The organism is Sulfuritortus calidifontis (genome assembly GCF_003967275.1).
Lineage (GTDB): Bacteria > Pseudomonadota > Gammaproteobacteria > Burkholderiales > Thiobacillaceae > Sulfuritortus > Sulfuritortus calidifontis.
Window position 1 is genome coordinate 965,014 of record NZ_AP018721.1, and the last position, 18,102, is coordinate 983,115.

Genomic DNA, 18,102 nt, shown 5'->3' on the forward strand with positions numbered 1-18,102 from the left:
ATCATGCGGCGGCTCTGGGCCTGGCTCTTGGGCAAGGCGGAGCCGTTGGCGGTGAGCGAGGCAGACTGGCGGCAGGCCCTGAGCCTGCCCCTGTTTGTCGGGCTTACGGCTGAGGAACGAGAACGACTGCTGGCCCTGGCCCAGCGCTTGGTGGCCGACAAGACCTTCTCCGGCGCCGCCGGCCTGCAGGTCGACGGCCGTATGGTCGCGATCATCGCGGCCCAGGCCGCGCTGCCCATCCTCAAGCTGGGCGAGGGCTGGTACGCGGGCTGGCAGGAGATCGTCATTTATCCCGGCGAGTTCGTGCCCGAGCGGGACGAGGTCGACGAGGCCGGCGTGGTCCACCGGGTGCGCCGGCCGCTGAGCGGCGAGGCCTGGCAAGGCGGGCCGCTGGTGCTGTCCTGGGGCGATGTCGAAGAGTCCGGTCACTGCGAGGGCTATAACGTGGTGATCCACGAGTTCGCCCACAAGCTGGACATGATGAATGGCGCGGTCGACGGCCTGCCTCGCTTGGCCTCGACGCTGGCGGTCGAGGCCTGGGCGGCGGCCTTCAGCCCGGCCTACGACGACTTCTGCAGGCGAGTGGATGCGGGAGAGTCGACCGAGCTCGACCCCTATGCCTCGGAGAGCCCGGCCGAGTTCTTCGCCGTGTTGAGCGAGTATTTCTTCGAGTGGCCGGAGCCGCTGCAGGCGGCCTATCCGGCGGTATACCAGGAGATGCAACGCTTTTATCGCCAAGACCCCTTGGCGCGTTTGAAAGGACAGCCTCATGACCTTGCAGCATCACGATAAAGCCCACGACAAGGCCGTCGCCGGCCGCCTCATCTTCGATACCGACCTGGAGCACTTCGAACGCGACGTGGTCGAGGCCTCGAAGCAGCACCTGGTGCTGGTCGATCTTTGGGCCGACTGGTGCGGCCCGTGCCATTTCCTGTCGCCGGTGCTGGGCAAGGTGATCCCGGAATACGCCGGCAAGGTGCGGCTCGCCAAGGTCGAGGTGGACGAGGGCGACAACATGAAGATCGCCGGCCGTCACGGCGCGCGCGGCTTCCCCACGGTGCTCTTGTACAAGAACGGCGAGATGGTCGACCGTTTCCATGGGGCGAAGCCGGAGCACTTCGTGCGTGAATTCATCGACCAGCATCTCGATGCCTGATTGCGCCAAACGGCTCGATGCCATCGAGCCGTTCCGGGTCATGGCCATCCTGGCCCGGGCCCGCGCCCTGGAGGCCGAGGGCCGCGACATCATTCACCTGGAAGTCGGTGAGCCCGATTTCGCCACACCCGCGCCCATCGTCGAGGCCGGCATCGCGGCGCTCAAGGCCGGCCAGACCCACTACACCCCGGCCCTGGGTCTGCCCGAACTGCGCCAGGCCATCGCCCGCTATTACGGCGGGCGCTACGGCATCGATCTGGCGGCGGAGCGCATTGCCGTCACCCCGGGCGCCTCCGGCGGCCTGCTGCTGGCGATGGCCGCGCTGTTCGATCCCGCGGATGAAATCCTGCTGGCCGACCCCGGTTATCCCTGCAATCGCCATTTCGCCCGCGTGGTCGAGGCCAGGGCCAGAACCATCGCCGTCGGGCCGGATACCGGCTACCAGCTCACGGCCGAACTGGTCGCCAGCCAGTGGGGGCCGCGCACGCGCGGCGTGCTGCTGGCCAACCCGGGCAATCCGACCGGCAGCGTGATCGAGGCCGACACGTTGCGCGCGATTCATGCCGTGGTAAGGGAGAAGGGCGGCTGGCTGCTGGTCGACGAGATCTATCACGAACTCATCTACGATCGGCCCGAGCCGACAGCCGTCGGCCTGGGCGACGATGTCATCGTCATCAACAGTTTCTCGAAATATTTTCTGATGACCGGCTGGCGCCTGGGCTGGCTGGTGCTGCCGCCGGCGCTGGTGCCGGCGATCGACAAGCTGGCGCAGAACCTGTTCCTGGCCGCGCCGACTGTGGCCCAGCATGCCGCCCTGGCCGCCCTGGCGCCGGCGACCCGGCCGCTGCTCGAGGCGCGCAAGATGGAGTTGCGGGCGCGGCGGGATTATCTCTTGCCGGCACTGCGGCGACTGGGTTTCGAGGTGGCGGCTAAGCCGGCCGGGGCGTTCTATATCTACGCCGACTGCAGCCGCTTCGATGGCGACAGCGAGCGGTTTGCCGAACGCCTGTTGCTCGAGGCAGGGGTGGCGATCACGCCGGGCACGGACTTTGGCGGGTTGAGCGGGCGCGGTTATGTGCGCTTCGCCTATACGGTGGATTTGCCGCGCTTGCGCGAGGCCATTGCGCGGATGGAGGCCTGGCTGCGCTGAGAGGGAAGAGCGTCAGTACGGATGAAACTGGGGCGGAAATGAAAGGTAATACCTAACCAAACTGGACCAAATCTGGAAGGATTTGGTCATGAAGAAATGCCCTGGTTGTGGCTACAGTCGACTGTATCAGTTGGCTGATGGCCGCCACAAATGCAAACGCTGCGGCCATCGCTTTCGCTGGCGCAGCGTGTGGTCGGCCAGCCGGCTGAGCGACGCCACCAAGCACGAACTGCTGCGTCGCTTCGTTTGGGGCGTGCCGGTTTACCGGCAGCGCTTCGGCGCCTTGGCCAGTGCGCCGGCGATCGAACGCTTTTACCGGCTGGTGCGTGCTTGCATGGCGTGGGCGGAGGAGTTCCGAGAACCCTTTGCCGGGGCGGTCGAATGCGACGAGACCACGTTTGGCGGGGCTCGGCACGGCAAACGGGGCTGGGGTGCGGCCGGCAAAGTGATCGTGTTTGGCATCGTCAAGCGCAACGGCCAAGTCAAGGCGATGCCGATCGCGGCTCACAGCCGGGCAGAGGTGATGCGCCACATCCAGGCCCATACCCGGGAGGGCGCGTTGTACTACACCGACGAGTGGCAAGCTTACGCGACACTGAAGCTGCGGGGTGAGCACGTGGTGATCCGCAAGGAGAAAGGCAAGCCGGTGGGGCGGGACCATATCAACGGCATCGAGGGCTTCTGGAGCTATGCCAAGAACTGGTTGTATCCTTACCGGGGAGTGCCTCGCAAATACTTCCATCTTTACCTTGGGGAAGTTTGTTACCGTTTCAACCACCGGACTGATGACCTGAAACCCTTGCTGGTCAAGCTTCTCAAGACCACCAGCATCCAGGATATCAGCCCAAAATTGGTCCAGATTCGTTAGGAATTACCAAATGAAAAAAGCCGGCACGAGGCCGGCTTTTTTCGTCGCTACGCCAGGATTACTTGGCGGGAGCGGCCGGGGCAGCAGCAGGAGCAGCAGCGTCGGCAGGAGCGGCAGCCGGAGCGGCAGCGTCAGCCGGAGCGGCGGCGGGAGCAGCGGCCTCGGGAGCCGGAGCGGCGGCGGGAGCAGCAGCCTCGGGAGCCGGAGCGGCAGCTTCTTCTTTCTTGCCACAGGCGGTCAGACCAAGAGCCAGCAGGGCGGCGAGCAGGACGGAGTATTTCATTTAGTGTTCCCTTAACTTGAAAGTTGATCAACATTCACTTGATGCAACCGGCCGATGGCCGACTGACGCGAAAATTCTAGCAAAAGCCATCAGGAAAAAAAGGGGTTGCAGAAGTTTTTTTTGGGTTGGCGAGGGAATGTGGTTCCCGTGCGACAGCCCGGCGAGGCTTGGGATTCCGGCTGTTCACTCGATGCCGGGATGGACGAAGCCGGCGCAGTACCAATCGTACAGGCAGGCGATCAGGGCCGCATCGCGCCGGCCCGGGCCCAGGGCACGGCGGTCGGCCAGCTCGCGCAAGGCCGCCTGGCCGGCGCTTTCGACGGTATAGGATTCGCCGTTGAGGTAGAGGCGGCGGCCTTGGTAGAGCAGCAGGCTCTTGGCGTCGAGCCGGGCGCCGCGGTCCTCGATCGCTTTGGCGAAGGCTCTGGCGGACAAGGGCTTGGCCGGCGGGTCGAAAAAGATATGGGGTTTGGGCTCGCTCAGGTAACGCCCGGCGAAGTCGCGGATGTCGGCCCGGCGCCAGCGGATACGCCCGATCATGGTGGCCAGGCGTTCGATCAGGTCGGCATCGATTCGACCGGGATGGCGGCTAGGTTGCAGGTTCGGGTCGGCATACATGCCTTCGAGTTGCAACTGATCCTGCAAGTAGCCGAGGAACTGGCCGGCGATCTCCTGGGCCGAAGGGGCGCGAAAACCGACCGAATAGGTCATGCAGTCGCTCAGGGCGACGCCGTTGTGGGCGTATTTCGGCGGCAGGTAGAGCATGTCGCCCGGCTCCAGTTCCCAGGACTGCTCCGGCTCGAAATGCTTGAGGATGCGCAGGGGGGCGCCCTCGACCAGGCTGAGATCGTCGCCGCCGCTGATCTCCCAGCGCCTTCGGCCCAGGCCCTGGATCAGGAAGACGTCATAGGAATCGAAGTGCGGGCCGACCCCGCCGCCGGGCGGGGCGAAGCTCACCATCAGGTCGTCCAGCCGGGTGTAGGGCACGAAATTGAAGGTTCGGAGCAGGCGGTCGGCCTCGGGCAGGAAGTGGTTGACGCCCTGGACCAGCAGGCTCCAGCCGCGCGCCGGCAGTTCATGCAGGTCTGCCGCCTCGAATGGACCATGTTCCAGCTGCCAGCGCTTGCGCTGGTTGAGCACCAGGCGGCTTTCGGCATCCTCGCGGCAGGCCAGTTCGATCAGGCCGTTCTTGCCCAGCAGGCCCTGGAAGCCGGGCAGGGCCTGGCGCACCAGCAAGGGCTTCTTCTGCCAGTATTCCGCCATGAACTGGCGCGGACTGATGCCGCCCAGCAGGGTTTTGAGCGAATAAGAGGGGGTGTTGGTCTGCATGGTGCGGTTCGGGGATTTGCTGCCTGTGTTGGCGGCATGATACGCCGCCAGATGACCTTTCGCTCGGGATAGCGGACAATAGCGGCCTGCCGTCCGTGCCCTGCACGCCGCCAATCGAATCTAGGAGCCCTGCCTTGCGCATCGAAAAAAACACCGTCGTCAGCATCAGCTACCGTATGACCGATTCCCAGGGGGAACTGCTGGAGGAGGCCAGTGCCGCCGAGCCGGCCGCCTATCTGCATGGCGGCTATGACGGCATCTTCCCGGCGGTCGAGGCGGCGCTGGAGGGCAAGGAGCCGGGCGCCCAGATCGACCTTCTGATGCAGCCGGAGGATGCCTTCGGCGACTACGACGAGAATCTGGTCCGGGTCGAGGACCAGAGCCTGTTCCCTGCCAACGTCGAGGTCGGCATGCAGTTCGAGGGCAGCAGCGAGGACGGCCATCATCACCTGCTCTACACCGTGACTGACATCGCCGAGGGCAAGGTGGTGGTCGACGGCAACCATCCCCTGGCCGGCCAGTCCCTGCGCCTGCAATGCCAGGTGGTCGACGTCCGCGCCGCTTCGGCCGAGGAGATCGCCCACGGCCATGTCCATGGCGCGGGCGGTCACCATCACGACCACTGACGCATTTACTGGGATTGAACGCGTTTCCGGTAGAATCCGCCTTTTCTACAGACTGATATCGGCATGAAAGTGACCTTTCTCGACTTCGAGCAACCAATCGCGGAACTCGAGGCCAAGATCGAAGAGCTCGGCGCCATGCAAGGCGACGAGTCGGTCGACATCTCCGAGGAGATCGCCCGACTGAAGAAGAAGAGCTCGACGCTGACCAAACAGATCTACGGCAAGCTCAATGCCTGGCAGGTCTCCCAGGTGGCCCGCCATCCCCAGCGGCCCTACACTCTGGACTACATCCAGAACCTGTTCGGCGATTTCGAAGAACTGCATGGCGACCGCGCCTTCGCCGACGACCCCGCCATCGTCTGCGGTATCGCCCGCTTCGAGGGCGAGCCGGTGGTGGTGATCGGCCACCAGAAGGGGCGCGACACCAAGGAGCGCCAGTACCGCAACTTCGGCATGCCGCGGCCCGAGGGCTACCGCAAGGCCATGCGCCTGATGCGCCTGGCGGAGAAGTTCAAACTGCCCATCCTCACCTTTATCGACACCCCCGGCGCCTACCCCGGCATCGGCGCCGAGGAGCGCGGCCAGAGCGAGGCGATCGCCCGCAACCTCTACGTCATGGCCGAGCTGCGCACGCCCATCATCTGCACCGTGATCGGCGAGGGCGGCTCCGGCGGCGCCCTGGCCATCGGCGTCGGCGACCGGGTGCTGATGCTGCAGAACTCGACCTATTCGGTGATCTCGCCCGAGGGCTGCGCCTCCATCCTGTGGAAGAGCGCGGACAAGGCCTCGGTGGCGGCCGAAGCGCTGAACATCACCGCACCCAGGCTCAAGGCCCTGGGCTTGGTCGACGGCATCGTCAATGAGCCCCTGGGCGGCGCCCATCGCGACCCCGAGGCCATGTACGAAAGCCTGCGCGAGGCCCTGGAAGACGCCCTGCGCGAGGTCAGGGAACGTCCGCTCAACACCCTGCTCAACGAGCGCTATGCCCGGCTCATGAGCTATGGCAAGTTCAAAGAAGCCAAGGCCTAGTCCGGTTTCTGCCGCCACGGCCGGCCTGCCCGGCCGGGTTCTCGAGTTTCTGCAAAGCCATCATGCCGCCGGCCGGCGCCTGTGCGTCGGCCTCTCGGGCGGCCTCGACTCCGTCGTTCTTTTGCATCTGCTGCACGGTCTGCGCGAGCAAGCCGGCTTGGCGCTTTCCGCTGTGCACGTGCATCACGGCTTGAGCCCGCATGCCGATGCCTGGGCCGAGTCCTGCCGGCGGCTGTGTGCCGCTTGGCAGATCCCTTTGGTCATCAGTCGGGTGCGTATCGACCGCAGGGATCGGCGCGGGCTCGAGGCGGCGGCGCGGGCGGCGCGCTATGCCGTCTTCGCCGAGCAGGCATGCGACGCCATTGTCCTGGCCCAGCATCGCGACGACCAGGCCGAGACCGTGCTGCACCAGTTGTTGCGCGGGGCAGGCGTGAAGGGCCTGGCGGCGATGCCGCCGGAGCGGCCTTTCGATGGCGGCCCGCTGCGCCTGTTGCGGCCGCTGCTGGGGTTGGACCGGGCGGAGCTGGCTGCTTATGCCGAGCTGCATGGCCTCGTCTGGGTCGAAGACGAGAGCAATCTCGATCCCGGCTACAGCCGCAACTACCTGCGCCATCATGTCCTGCCCGCCATCGAGCGCCGCTTCCCGGCCTATCGCGACACCCTGGCCCGAGCGGCCCGGCATTTCGCCGACTGCGATCAGTTGCTGGATGAACTGGCGCGCGAGGATGCCGGGCGCGCCATGGTCGATGGCGACCTGCGGGTGTCGGCCCTGGCCGCGTTGTCGCCGGCCCGGGCGCGCAATCTGCTGCGCCATTACCTGATTGCGCAAGGCTGGCCTGCGCCGCCGGCCGACTGGCTGGACGAGGCCCTGGCCCAGCTGCTCACGGCCCGGCCCGATGCCGAACTTCGGCTCAAGCTGTCAGGGCGCAGCCTGGCCCGTTATCGCGACCGCATCCATGTGTTTGAGGCCGCGCCAGCGATCGAGACGGGTGAATGGTCTTGGCAGGGCGAGGCCGTGTTGCCGCTGGCGGGCCTGGGGCAATTGGAATTCGCTGCGGCCTGGGGCGAGGGCGTCAGCCAGGCCCGGCTGATCGCGCCGGTGACGGTGCGCCTGTATCCGGGAGCGGGGCAGATCCGGCCCGACTGCAATCGGCCGCGCCGCAGCGTGAAAAACCTGCTGCAGGAGCTCGCGGTGCCACCTTGGCAGCGTCGGCAGTTGCCCGCCCTCTATTGCGGCGGGCAACTGGTCTGGCTGGCCGATGTCGGTGTCGATTGCGCCTTTCAGGCTGGGCCAGATGAGCCTGGCTGGCTTATTTTCTGGCGCCGTTGACCGTTGTCACCACCGGCGTGAGGCCCAGCTTGCGCAGTTCGGCTTGGGCCTTTTCCGCCTCGGCCCGGTTGAGGAAGGGGCCGACGTGGACGCGGGTCTCCATCTCGGCACGGATGCCCTGCTGGCGCAGTTTTTCGACCAGTTCCCGGGCATTGTCCGGGTTGCTGAAGACGCCCAGTTGCACGACGAAGCCGCCCTTCGCGGCAGGCACGATGGCGCTGGCCACGGCGGTGCTGGGCAGCGGCTTGCTCGGCGCCGGCGAGGGGGGCTGGGCCGGTTTGGCGACGCTCGGCGCCGCCGGGGCCGGTTCGGGCAGCTTGCCGATCACCGGCGGCGGCGGGGGCTCCGCGGGGGCGGGGGTCGCTTCGGTGCCGGCCGCTTGCTCCGGCGCCAGGGCGGGGGCTGGCGGCGGCGCGCTGACGATGGGTTTGGGTGGCGGTGTCGGCTTGGCTTTTTCCTGCTTGCCGCTGTGATCGAGCCACCACAGCCCGGCCAGTGCCGCGGAAGTGACGGCGGCGGCGACGGCCAGTCGAAACAACGCGCGTCGTCGGATGTCGCCGCCTTCTTCCTGGATTGTTTCTTCCGCCATGGTTCTGGTCTCCTCCGGATGGGCTTTTGCCTTTATTTTAAAGGTGTTTCGTGCTACCTTGCGCGGGTTTTTTCAAGCAAACTCAATCCCTTCTGGAGAAGCAAAAAGTGGCTATCGAACGCACCCTTTCCATCATCAAACCCGATGCGGTCGGCAAGAACGTGATCGGCAAGATCTACAGCCGTTTCGAGAGCAACGGCCTCAAGATTGTCGCCGCCAAGATGAAGCACCTGTCGCGCCAGGAAGCCGAAGGCTTCTACGCCGTGCACAAGGGCCGTCCGTTCTTCAACGACCTGGTCGAGTTCATGATCTCCGGCCCGGTCATGATCCAGGTGTTGGAAGGCGAGGGCGCGATCGCCAAGAACCGCGAGCTGATGGGCGCCACCGATCCCAAGAAGGCCGCGCCGGGCACCATCCGCGCCGACTTCGCCGAGAGCATCGACGCCAACGCCGTGCATGGTTCGGATGCGCCGGAGACCGCCGCGGTCGAGATCGCCTACTTCTTCCCGGCGAGCGAGATTTACTCCCGTTGACCCCAGGGCGTGTTGGCACTCATTTCGCACATGCGTTGCGGCGAGAAAGCGATGGATGCGAGGCGCGAAGCGCGGCGAATGGTGATTCCATTCGCAAGCTTTGCAACGCCGCAGACGCGCTTTCTCGCCGCAACCCTACGGGACGGGGGCGATTTGGGCGCCTCCCTTTGTCGCAAGCCGCTAATTGTGATGACACAATGGCGCGACTTGCTTCGCGGGCGGCATCCCAAATCGCCCGAGTCGCATGCGCGAAAATGAATGCCAACACGCCCTAATCTGCTCGACTTCGACCTCAAGGGCCTCACCGACTACTTCGAAAGCATCGGTGAGAAGCCGTTTCGCGCCAAGCAGGTGCTGCGCTGGCTGCACCAGTATGGCGCCGAGAACTTCGAGCAGATGACCGATCTGGCCAAGGGACTGCGCGCCAAGCTGACCGAGCTGGCCGAGATCCGGCCGCCACGGCTGCTCGACGCGCAGGTCTCGGAGGACGGCACCCGCAAGTTTCTCTTGGAAGTCGGTCCCGGCAACCGGGTCGAAACCGTGTTCATCCCGGAAGCTGGCCGGGGTACTTTGTGTGTGTCGACCCAGGTCGGCTGCGCCCTGGAGTGCAGCTTCTGCTCGACCGGGCGTCAGGGCTTCAATCGCAACCTCACGGTGGCCGAGATCATCGGCCAGCTCTGGTGGGCGAACAAGGCCTTGGGCCGCGACCCCAAGGGCGAGCGCCTCATCTCCAACGTGGTGCTCATGGGCATGGGCGAGCCCCTGCTCAATTTCGACAACACGGTGACCGCCATCTCGATCATGCTCGACGACCACGCCTACGGCCTGTCGCGCCGGCGGGTGACGGTGTCCACCTCGGGCATCGTGCCGGCCATGGACCGGCTGGGCGAGCGCATGCCGGTGGCGCTGGCGGTCAGCCTGCACGCGCCGAACGACGCCCTGCGCGACCAACTGGTGCCGATCAACCGCAAGTATCCGCTCAGGGAGCTGATGGCCGCCTGCCGGCGTTACCTCGAGGTGGCGCCGCGCGACTTCATCACCATGGAGTACGTCATGCTCGAAGGCATCAACGACCAGCCGGAACACGCCCGGCAGTTGATCGAACTCGTGCGCGACGTGCCCTGCAAATTCAACCTGATCCCGTTCAATCCCTTTCCCAATTCCGGCTATCGCCGGTCGCCGGCCGAGGCGGTGCGCCGCTTCGCCGGCATCCTGGCCGCCGCCGGCATCATCACCACCACGCGCAAGACCCGCGGTGATGACATCGATGCCGCCTGCGGCCAGCTCGCCGGCAAGGTGGAAGACAAGACTCGGCGCACCATGAAGCGCATGGATGCGTCGTCGACCGGCGCCATCGACCAGGAGGCGGCTTGATGCTGAGACTCGCGGCGATCCTGTCGCTAGGCCTGCTGACGGCCTGCGCCCAGACCCCGTCCCCTTCGTCGAGCACGGCCGCCGAGCTGAGCCACAACGAGGCCAATCAGCGGGCCCAGGTGCACACCGAACTGGCGGCGCACTACTACACCCGCGGCCAGCATGCCGTGGCCTTGAGCGAGCTGCGCATCGCGCTGGAAGACAGCCCGCGCTACGCCCCGGCCTACAACATGCTGGGCCTGGTCCATGTCGAGCTGCGCGAATATCCCGAGGCCGAGGCCAATTTCCGGCGGGCGATCGACCTGATGCCGAACTATTCCGATGTCCGGAACAACTTCGGCTATTTCCTCTGCCAGCGCGGCCGCCATGCCGAAGGCCTGGCGCAGTTCGATGCGGCGTTGAAGAATCCGCTCTATGCCTCGCCGGACAAGGCCTTGGCCAATGCCGGCGCCTGCAGCGTGGCCATGGGCGATCTGACCCGGGCGGAGGACTACCTGCAGCGCGCCCTGGCCCGTGCGCCCAACCATCCGGTCGCCTTGCAGGCCATGGCGGAACTCCATTTCCAGCGCGGCCATTATCTCGGCGCCCGCAATGCGCTGCTCAAGCTGGCCGAGCAGCACGACCTCGATGCCGCCGGCCTCTGGCTCGGCGTGCGCATCGAGCGCAAGCTCGGCGACCGGGCGGCCGAGGCCAGCTATGGCGCCCAGCTGCGCCGCAAGTTTCCTGAAGCAGTCCAGACCAAACGACTCATGAGTGGAGACTATGAGGGGACAGTTCGATGAACAATGAGGTTCTGCAAGGGGTCGGTCCGCGATTGGCGGCGGCGCGCGAGGCCAAGGGCATGGCGACCGCCGAGGTGGCGGCCAAGCTGCGGCTGGGCGTGCGCCAGATCGAGGCCCTGGAGGCCGATGCCTATGAGCAGCTGCCGGGCGAGGTCTTCGTCCGCGGCTTCATCCGCAACTACGCCAAGCTGCTCGACCTCGATCCCGATGCCTTGCTGCCGAGCCAGGACGTGGTCGTCTCCGACCAGTTGACCGTGCCCTCGACCAATCTGCGTTTCCAGCCCTCGCCGATCCAGCGCTGGCTGTTTTTGCCGGTGGGCAGTGCCATCCTGTTCTTCGCCCTGGTGGCCCTGCTCTATGCCTGGTTGAGCAGCGGCGAGCAGGCCGAAGTGGAAACGGCTGCGCACGATATGGTCGCGGCGCCGCAGGACAGCCAGATCGTGGCGCCGCAACCAGTCGTGCTGGATCAGGCCCAGGCCGAACCCGCCGCGGCCAGCCCGGAAGCGGCGACCGAAGCCGGCGAGACGCAGCCCGCCGCTGCTCCGGCGGCTGCCGCCCCGGCGCCCGGTGCCGTGGCCTCCCCGGCCCCGACGGCCACCAGCCTGCCGCCGGCGAGCAAGCCCTCGGTCATCGATGCCGCCAAGCCGGTCTTGCCGCCCCTGCCTGGTGTGTCGATTAAGCCGGCGCCCGAAGCAGCCAAGCCCTCGGTACCGGTCCCGGCGAAAGCCCCAGTCGCGGCCGTCGCGACCAAGCCGTCGACCACTGTCATCCCGGCGCCGGCAACTGCGCCGGCCAGCAAGCCGGCGGCCATAGAGCCGGCCAAGCCCGCAGCCCCGGCAGCTAACGCCCCGCTCGCCAAAGCGTCGGCGAGTCGTACCTTGGTCTTCCAACCGGTCGAGGACTCCTGGGTACAAGTGGTGGATGCCAAGGGCCAGCGCTTCTCCAAGCTGCTGCGCGCCGGTAGTACCGAAACCGTGGAAGGCACGCCGCCGTTCCGTCTGGTGGTCGGCAACGCGGCGACCACCAAGCTCAGCCACAACGGCAAACTGGTCGATCTCAAGCCCTTCATCGGCGAGAAGGTGGCCCGGCTGAAACTGGGCGACGAGGGCGCCAGCAAGTTGAGTCCGCCGGCGTCCAAGCCGGCCGACGGCCAGGCGCAATGACCCCTGTATCTCCCTTCATCCGGCGCCCGAGCCGGCGCGTGACCGTCGGTGGTGTCGCCGTCGGCGGCGGCGCGCCGGTGGTGGTGCAGTCGATGACCAACACCGACACCGCCGATGTCGAGGCCACCGTGCGCCAGGTCGCCGAGCTCTGGCGCGCCGGCTCGGAAATCGTACGGATGACGGTGAACACCGAGGAGGCGGCGCGCGCGGTGCCGCAGATTCGAGAGCGCCTGGATGCCCAGGGTTGCCCGGTGCCGCTGATCGGCGACTTCCACTTCAATGGCCACAAGCTGCTCACCGCCGTGCCCGAGTGCGCCCAGGCCCTGGCCAAGCTGCGCATCAATCCGGGCAATGTCGGCCGCGGTGCCAAGCGCGACGAGCAGTTCGCCACCCTGATCGAGTTCGCCTGCAAGTACGACAAGCCGGTTCGCATCGGGGTCAACTGGGGCAGTCTGGATCAGGAATTGCTGGCGCGGATGATGGACGACAACCACTTACGGCCCAAACCGCTGGAGCCGGAAGAGGTGATGCGCCACGCCCTGATCGCCTCGGCCCTGGAATCGGCGGCGCGGGCCGAGGAGCTGGGCCTGCCGGGCGACAGGATCATCCTGTCCTGCAAGCTCTCCGGCGTGCAGGACCTGATCCGGGTTTATCGCGATCTGGCCGCCCGCTGCGATTACCCGCTGCACCTGGGTCTGACCGAGGCCGGTCTGGGCAGCAAGGGCATCGTCGCCTCCACTGCGGCGCTATCGGTGCTGCTGCAAGAAGGCATCGGCGACACCATCCGGGTCTCGCTCACGCCCCAGCCGGGCGAGCCGCGCACGCTGGAGGTGCAGGTGGCGCAGGAGATCCTGCAGACCATGGGCATCCGTTCCTTCACGCCGCTGGTCACCGCCTGCCCGGGCTGTGGGCGCACCACCAGCACCTATTTCCAGGAACTGGCGCAGAAGATCCAGGTCTGGCTGCGCGGCCAGATGCCGATCTGGCGCGAGCAGTATCCGGGCGTGGAGACCATGAACGTGGCGGTGATGGGCTGCGTGGTCAACGGCCCCGGTGAGAGCCGCCACGCCAATGTCGGCATCTCCCTGCCGGGCACCAACGAGGTGCCGGTGGCCCCGGTCTATGTCGACGGCGAGAAGTTCGTCACCCTCAAGGGCGACCGCATCGCCGAGGAGTTCCAGGCCATCGTCGACGATTACGTGCAACGCAAATACGGCCCGGGCCGGAACGCCTGAGGTCTTTGGAAACCATTTACCGATCATGAGTGACAGCTTGCGTGCCGTGCGCGGCATGAACGACATGCTCCCGGCCGAGGGGGCGCTTTGGCGCCAGTTCGAGGCGATCGTGCGCGATTGGCTCGCCGCCTACGGCTATCAGGAACTGCGCACCCCCATTTTGGAACACACCGCCCTGTTCAAGCGGGCCATCGGCGAGGTGACCGACATCGTCGAGAAGGAGATGTACACCTTCGTCGACGAGCTCAACGGCGAGAGCCTGACCCTGCGCCCGGAAGGCACCGCCTCCTGCGTGCGCGCCGCGATCGAGAACAACCTCCTGTTCGACGGCGGCAAGCGGCTTTGGTACATGGGCCCGATGTTCCGCCACGAGCGGCCGCAGAAGGGGCGCTACCGCCAGTTCCATCAGGTCGGCATCGAGGCTTTGGGCTATGCCGGCCCCGACCTCGACATCGAGCACCTGTTGATGGGCGCACGACTCTGGAAGCAGCTGGGGCTGGCCGGGTGCGTCACCCTGGAGATCAACAGCCTGGGCGGCGCGGAGTCGCGTGCCCGCCACCGGCAGAAACTGATCGAATACTTCGAGGCGCATCGCGCCCAGCTCGACGAGGACGCCCAGCGTCGGCTCTACACCAACCCGCTGCGCATCCTCGATACCAAGAATCCGGCCATGCAGGACCTGGTGAGTGCCGCCCCCCGGCTGATGGACGAGCTGGACGCCGAGGCGCGCCGGCATTTCGACGCGGTGCAGCAGGGCCTGACGGACGCCGGCATCGCCTTCAAGGTCAATCCGCGTCTGGTGCGCGGCCTCGACTACTACAACTACACGGTGTACGAATGGGTCACCGACCGGCTCGGCGCCCAGGGCACGGTCTGCGCCGGCGGCCGCTACGACGGCCTCGTCGCCCAGCTGGGTGGCAAGCCGACCCCGGCCTGCGGTTTTGCCATGGGCGTCGAGCGCCTGCTGGCCCTGATGCAGGAGGCGGGCACGCCGATTGCAAGCGATCCGCTCGATGCCTATGTGGTCAACGTCGGCGAGGCCGCCGCCCGCTTTGCCCTGCAGGCGGCCGAACGGCTGCGCGACGCCGGGCTCAAGGTGGCCCTGCACGGCGGCGGCGGCAGCTTCAAGTCGCAGATGAAGAAGGCCGACGCCAGTGGTGCCCGATTCGCCCTTATCATCGGCGACGACGAGGCCCAGGCCGGCGAGGTCAGCGTCAAGCCGCTGCGGGCCGGGGGTGAGCAGCAGCGGGTCAAGCTGGATAATGTCACGCAATTACTGAAGAAGGGCTGAGCATGGCACTCGATCTCGAAGAGCAGGAGCAACTGGACGAATTCAAGGCCTGGTGGCGGCAGAACGGCAAATGGGTGATCGCCGCGGTGGCGGCCTTCCTGATCGTGGTCGGCGGCGTGCGCGGCTGGCAGTATTGGACCGCCAAGCAGGCCGGCGAGGCCTCGCGCCTGTTCGAACAAGCCATGCAGGCGGTGGCCCTGAACGACGCCAAGGCGATCAAGGAGATCACCGGCCAGATCATGGAACACTATCCGCGCAGCGCCTACAGCGCGCCGGCGGCCTGGCTCGTGGGTCGCCTCAACTACGAGGCCGGTGATCTGAAGAGCGCCAGGGCGCAATTCCAGTTCGCCCTGGACCACGCCCGGGACAAGCCGCTGGAGCAGCTCGCGCGCCTGCGCCTGGCCGCCATCCTGCTCGACGAGAAGGACTACGAAGGGGCCCTGGCTCAGCTCAGCCACGAGCCGGAGGCCGCTTTCGCCGGCCTCTATGCCCTGCTCAAGGGCGATGTCCTGGCGGCCCAGGGCAAGTCGACCGAGGCCAAGGCGGCCTACAAGCTCGCGGTCGAGAAGCTGAACGAGAAAAGCCAGTTGAAGCAGCTGGCCGAGATCAAACTCGAAGGCCTGGGGGGTTGAGATGCGCATGAATCCGATCGTGATCGCCGCACTGACCGCCAGCCTGCTGAGCGGCTGCGGCACCATGGACAAGATGGGTGGCTGGGTCGGCGGCTGGTTCGGCGGCGGCGTGGCCAAGGTCAAGCCGGCGGAACTGGTCGAGTTCAAGCAGACCGTCAGCCTCAGCCGTGCCTGGGACGTCAGCGTCGGTAGCGGGGCGCCCTTCAGCTTCGTCCCGGGCAGCGACGGTCAGGCGGTCTATGCCGCGGGCAAGGACGGCCGCCTGGTCAAGATCGATATCGCCTCCGGCCGCGAGTTGGCCCGGGCCGACATCGGCCGGCCGATCTCCGCCGGCGTCGGCGTGGGCGACGGCCTGGTCCTGGTCGGCACCCTCAAGGGCGAGGTGCTGGCCTTCCGCAGCGGCGACCTGAAGCCGGCCTGGAGCGCCACCCTGGCCGGCGAGATCCTGAGTGCCCCCGTGGTCGGTTATGGCGTGGCCGTCATCCGCTCCAACAACGGCAGCATCTATCTGCTCGAATCGGCCGACGGCAAGCTGCGCTGGGCGCAAAGCCGCAGCCTGCCGGCGCTGACCCTGCGCGAGGCGGGCAGCCTGGTCATGGACCGGCGGGCGATCTACGCCGGCCATGCCGGCGGCAAGCTCTCCGCCCTGTCCTTGGCCAACGGCGCGCCCTTGTGGGAAGTGAGCGTCGCCCTGCCGCGCGGCGCCACCGAACTGGAGCGTATCGCCGATATCACCGGCAACCTGGCGGCCGACGAACGCATGGTCTGCGCCGCCGCCTACCAGGGCCGGGTCGCCTGCTTCGACGCGCGCGAGGGTCAGCCGGTCTGGGGCCGCGAGCTGTCCAGCCTGAGCGGCGTCGACATGGATGCCCGCCAGCTCTATGTGACCGACGACCACGCCGCCGTCTATGCCTATGACCGCGAGCGTGGGGTCAACCTGTGGAAACAGGACAAGCTGCGCGACCGCCGCACCTCGACCCCCTTGGTCCTGGACCGCTGGGTCGCGGTCGGCGACTACCAGGGCTATGTCCACCTGCTCAACCGCGAGGATGGCGCCTTCGCCGCCCGGATCGGCACCGACGGTGGCGCCATCCGCGGCCCCATGCTGGCGCTCGACCGCGGCTTCATCGTGCAGACCGCCAACGGCGGCGTGTACGCCTTCAGAATCCAGGAATCGGGGATCAGGAATCCGTGAAGCGAAGCTTCCCCCCTGATCCCTGATGCCTGATGCCTGATGCCTGATGCCTGATGCCTGATCCCTGATCCCTGATGCCTGACGCATGAAACCCACCCTCGTCCTGGTCGGCCGCCCCAATGTCGGCAAGTCCACCCTGTTCAATCGGCTGACCAAAAGCCGGGCCGCGCTGGTGCACGATCTGCCGGGCTTGACCCGCGACCGTCACTACGGCCATGGCCGGGTCGGCGACAAGCCCTTCCTGGTGGTCGATACCGGCGGTTTCGAACCGGTGGCCGACACCGGCATCCTGGCCGAGATGGCCAAGCAGACCCTGCAGGCGGTGGATGAGGGCGACGTCATTATCTTTCTGGTCGACGGCCGCACCGGCCTGGCGCCACAGGACAAGATCATCGCCGAACGCCTGCGCCGCACCGGCCGGCCGCTGTTCCTGGCGGTGAACAAGGCCGAGGGCATGGCGCGCGACTCGGTGGTGGCCGAGTTCCACGAGCTGGGCCTGGGCGAGCCGGTGGCCATCTCCGGCGCCCACGGCGAAGGCGTGCGCGAGCTGATCGAACTGGCCCTGGCGCCGTTCCCGGCCGAGCCGGAAGAGGCGGCCGAGGACCACCCCAAGATCGCCATCGTCGGCCGGCCCAACGTCGGCAAGTCCACCCTGGTCAACACCCTGGTCGGCGAGGAGCGGGTGATCGCCTTCGATGAGCCGGGCACCACGCGCGACTCCATCTTCGTCGATTTCGAACGTAATGGCCGCAAGTACACCCTGATCGACACCGCCGGGGTACGGCGCAAGGGCCGGGTCACCGAGGCGGTCGAGAAGTTCTCCGTGATCAAGACCCTGCAGGCGATCGAGGACGCCAACGTCGCCGTGCTGGTGCTCGACGCCCAGCAGGACGTGGCCGACCAGGATGCCCATATCGCCGGCTTCATCCAGGAGGCCGGCCGCGCCCTGGTGGTGGCGGTGAACAAATGGGATGCGGTGGACAGTTACCGGCGCGAGCAGGTCAAGCGCGAGATCGCCTTGAAGCTGGGCTTTCTCGATTACGCCAAGTTCCACTTCATTTCCGCCCTGCACGGCAGCGGCGTGGGCGATCTGCTCAAATCGGTGAACGAGGCCTATGCCGCCGCCATGGCCAAGCTGCCCACGCCCAAGCTGACCCGGGTGCTGCAAGAGGCGGTGGCCAAACACGCCCCGGCCAAGACCGGCCTGTTCCGGCCCAAGCCGCGTTATGCCCACCAGGGCGGCAGCAACCCGCCCATCATCGTGATCCACGGCAACGCCCTGGAACACATGGCCGACAGCTATCGCCGCTATCTGGAAAACACCTTCCGCGAGGCCTTCAAGTTGCAGGGCACGCCGCTCAGGGTGGAATTCAAGGCCAACGTGAACCCCTACGAGGGCAAGAAACCCAAGCCCTTGACCGAGAAAGAGGCCAAGCGCGCCCATCGTCAGCGCATCCGCCGACGCAAGATTTTCAGCAAATAAGCCCGCTCAATAGGGGCGGAGACGGTAGCCGAGCGCCTGCGCAACGCCTTGCCT

Annotated in this window: 18 protein-coding genes; 16 read left to right on the plus strand and 2 right to left on the minus strand. The window is 66.7% G+C overall.

Features of this window, described 5'->3' with window-relative positions; all coding sequences use genetic code 11:
• The first annotated feature begins 3 nt into the window (after positions 1 to 3).
• The 4 genes from EL388_RS05100 to EL388_RS05115 all read left to right on the plus strand — a co-directional run bounded on the left by EL388_RS05100 (position 4) and on the right by EL388_RS05115 (position 3,174).
• Complete coding sequence (locus EL388_RS05100; RefSeq protein WP_126460570.1) at positions 4 to 792, plus strand: M90 family metallopeptidase; 789 nt, start codon at positions 4 to 6, stop codon at positions 790 to 792.
• Positions 770 to 1,156 carry a thioredoxin family protein gene (locus tag EL388_RS05105; RefSeq protein WP_126460573.1) on the plus strand — a complete coding sequence of 129 codons (387 nt, stop codon included), beginning with the start codon at positions 770 to 772 and terminating at the stop codon, positions 1,154 to 1,156. The genes EL388_RS05100 and EL388_RS05105 overlap by 23 nt, the downstream gene beginning before the upstream one ends.
• Positions 1,149 to 2,306, plus strand: a complete 1,158-nt coding sequence (locus tag EL388_RS05110) for a pyridoxal phosphate-dependent aminotransferase (protein ID WP_126460587.1) — start codon at positions 1,149 to 1,151, stop codon at positions 2,304 to 2,306. Before EL388_RS05105 ends, EL388_RS05110 begins: the two co-directional genes overlap by 8 nt.
• Positions 2,307 to 2,394: 88 nt before the next feature.
• On the plus strand, positions 2,395 to 3,174 hold the full coding sequence (locus tag EL388_RS05115) for an IS1595 family transposase (RefSeq protein WP_197721825.1): 780 nt from the start codon (positions 2,395 to 2,397) through the stop codon (positions 3,172 to 3,174).
• 466 nt (positions 3,175 to 3,640) lie between these two features.
• Here the strand turns inward: EL388_RS05115 and EL388_RS05125 are convergent, their stop codons facing one another.
• Positions 3,641 to 4,786 (minus strand): cupin domain-containing protein, encoded by a 1,146-nt coding sequence (locus tag EL388_RS05125; RefSeq protein WP_126460593.1) that lies wholly within the window; start codon positions 4,784 to 4,786, stop codon positions 3,641 to 3,643.
• 134 nt (positions 4,787 to 4,920) lie between these two features.
• Here EL388_RS05125 and EL388_RS05130 point away from each other — a divergent pair, with 134 nt between their 5' ends.
• The 3 genes from EL388_RS05130 to tilS all read left to right on the plus strand — a co-directional run bounded on the left by EL388_RS05130 (position 4,921) and on the right by tilS (position 7,771).
• The gene (locus tag EL388_RS05130) at positions 4,921 to 5,412 is read left to right on the plus strand and encodes an FKBP-type peptidyl-prolyl cis-trans isomerase (protein ID WP_126460596.1); all 492 of its coding nucleotides are present in this window, start codon (positions 4,921 to 4,923) and stop codon (positions 5,410 to 5,412) included.
• Between the two features lie 63 nt (positions 5,413 to 5,475).
• Complete coding sequence (locus EL388_RS05135; RefSeq protein ID WP_126460599.1) at positions 5,476 to 6,441, plus strand: acetyl-CoA carboxylase carboxyltransferase subunit alpha; 966 nt, start codon at positions 5,476 to 5,478, stop codon at positions 6,439 to 6,441.
• On the plus strand, positions 6,413 to 7,771 hold the full coding sequence (gene tilS / locus EL388_RS05140) for a tRNA lysidine(34) synthetase TilS (RefSeq protein ID WP_126460602.1): 1,359 nt from the start codon (positions 6,413 to 6,415) through the stop codon (positions 7,769 to 7,771). The genes EL388_RS05135 and tilS overlap by 29 nt, the downstream gene beginning before the upstream one ends.
• Here tilS and EL388_RS14030 read toward each other — a convergent pair.
• Complete coding sequence (locus EL388_RS14030; RefSeq protein WP_197721826.1) at positions 7,752 to 8,360, minus strand: SPOR domain-containing protein; 609 nt, start codon at positions 8,358 to 8,360, stop codon at positions 7,752 to 7,754. The two genes, tilS and EL388_RS14030, sit on opposite strands and share 20 nt — an antisense overlap.
• Positions 8,361 to 8,467: 107 nt before the next feature.
• Between EL388_RS14030 and ndk the strand changes: the two genes are divergently transcribed.
• The 9 genes from ndk to der all read left to right on the plus strand — a co-directional run bounded on the left by ndk (position 8,468) and on the right by der (position 18,048).
• Entirely contained in the window at positions 8,468 to 8,893 is a 426-nt protein-coding gene (gene ndk / locus EL388_RS05150) for a nucleoside-diphosphate kinase (protein ID WP_126460605.1), read from the plus strand.
• 258 nt (positions 8,894 to 9,151) lie between these two features.
• Positions 9,152 to 10,267 (plus strand): dual-specificity RNA methyltransferase RlmN, encoded by a 1,116-nt coding sequence (gene rlmN / locus EL388_RS05155; protein ID WP_126460609.1) that lies wholly within the window; start codon positions 9,152 to 9,154, stop codon positions 10,265 to 10,267.
• Positions 10,267 to 11,049: a type IV pilus biogenesis/stability protein PilW gene (gene pilW / locus EL388_RS05160; RefSeq protein ID WP_126460612.1), complete on the plus strand. Its 783-nt coding sequence runs from the start codon at positions 10,267 to 10,269 to the stop codon at positions 11,047 to 11,049. The genes rlmN and pilW overlap by 1 nt, the downstream gene beginning before the upstream one ends.
• Positions 11,046 to 12,212, plus strand: a complete 1,167-nt coding sequence (locus EL388_RS05165; protein ID WP_126460615.1) for a helix-turn-helix domain-containing protein — start codon at positions 11,046 to 11,048, stop codon at positions 12,210 to 12,212. Before pilW ends, EL388_RS05165 begins: the two co-directional genes overlap by 4 nt.
• A complete protein-coding gene (ispG, locus tag EL388_RS05170; RefSeq protein WP_126460618.1) occupies positions 12,209 to 13,447 on the plus strand; it encodes a flavodoxin-dependent (E)-4-hydroxy-3-methylbut-2-enyl-diphosphate synthase in 1,239 nt (412 codons plus the stop codon). The genes EL388_RS05165 and ispG overlap by 4 nt, the downstream gene beginning before the upstream one ends.
• Positions 13,448 to 13,472: 25 nt before the next feature.
• On the plus strand, positions 13,473 to 14,738 hold the full coding sequence (hisS, locus tag EL388_RS05175; RefSeq protein WP_126460621.1) for a histidine--tRNA ligase: 1,266 nt from the start codon (positions 13,473 to 13,475) through the stop codon (positions 14,736 to 14,738).
• A 2-nt stretch (positions 14,739 to 14,740) separates the two neighbouring features.
• On the plus strand, positions 14,741 to 15,370 hold the full coding sequence (locus EL388_RS05180; RefSeq protein WP_126460624.1) for a YfgM family protein: 630 nt from the start codon (positions 14,741 to 14,743) through the stop codon (positions 15,368 to 15,370).
• A gap of 7 nt (positions 15,371 to 15,377) precedes the next feature.
• A complete protein-coding gene (gene bamB / locus EL388_RS05185) occupies positions 15,378 to 16,565 on the plus strand; it encodes an outer membrane protein assembly factor BamB (RefSeq protein ID WP_165919194.1) in 1,188 nt (395 codons plus the stop codon).
• Positions 16,566 to 16,650: 85 nt separating this feature from the next.
• Entirely contained in the window at positions 16,651 to 18,048 is a 1,398-nt protein-coding gene (der, locus tag EL388_RS05190) for a ribosome biogenesis GTPase Der (RefSeq protein WP_126460631.1), read from the plus strand.
• The last annotated feature ends 54 nt before the right edge of the window (positions 18,049 to 18,102 follow it).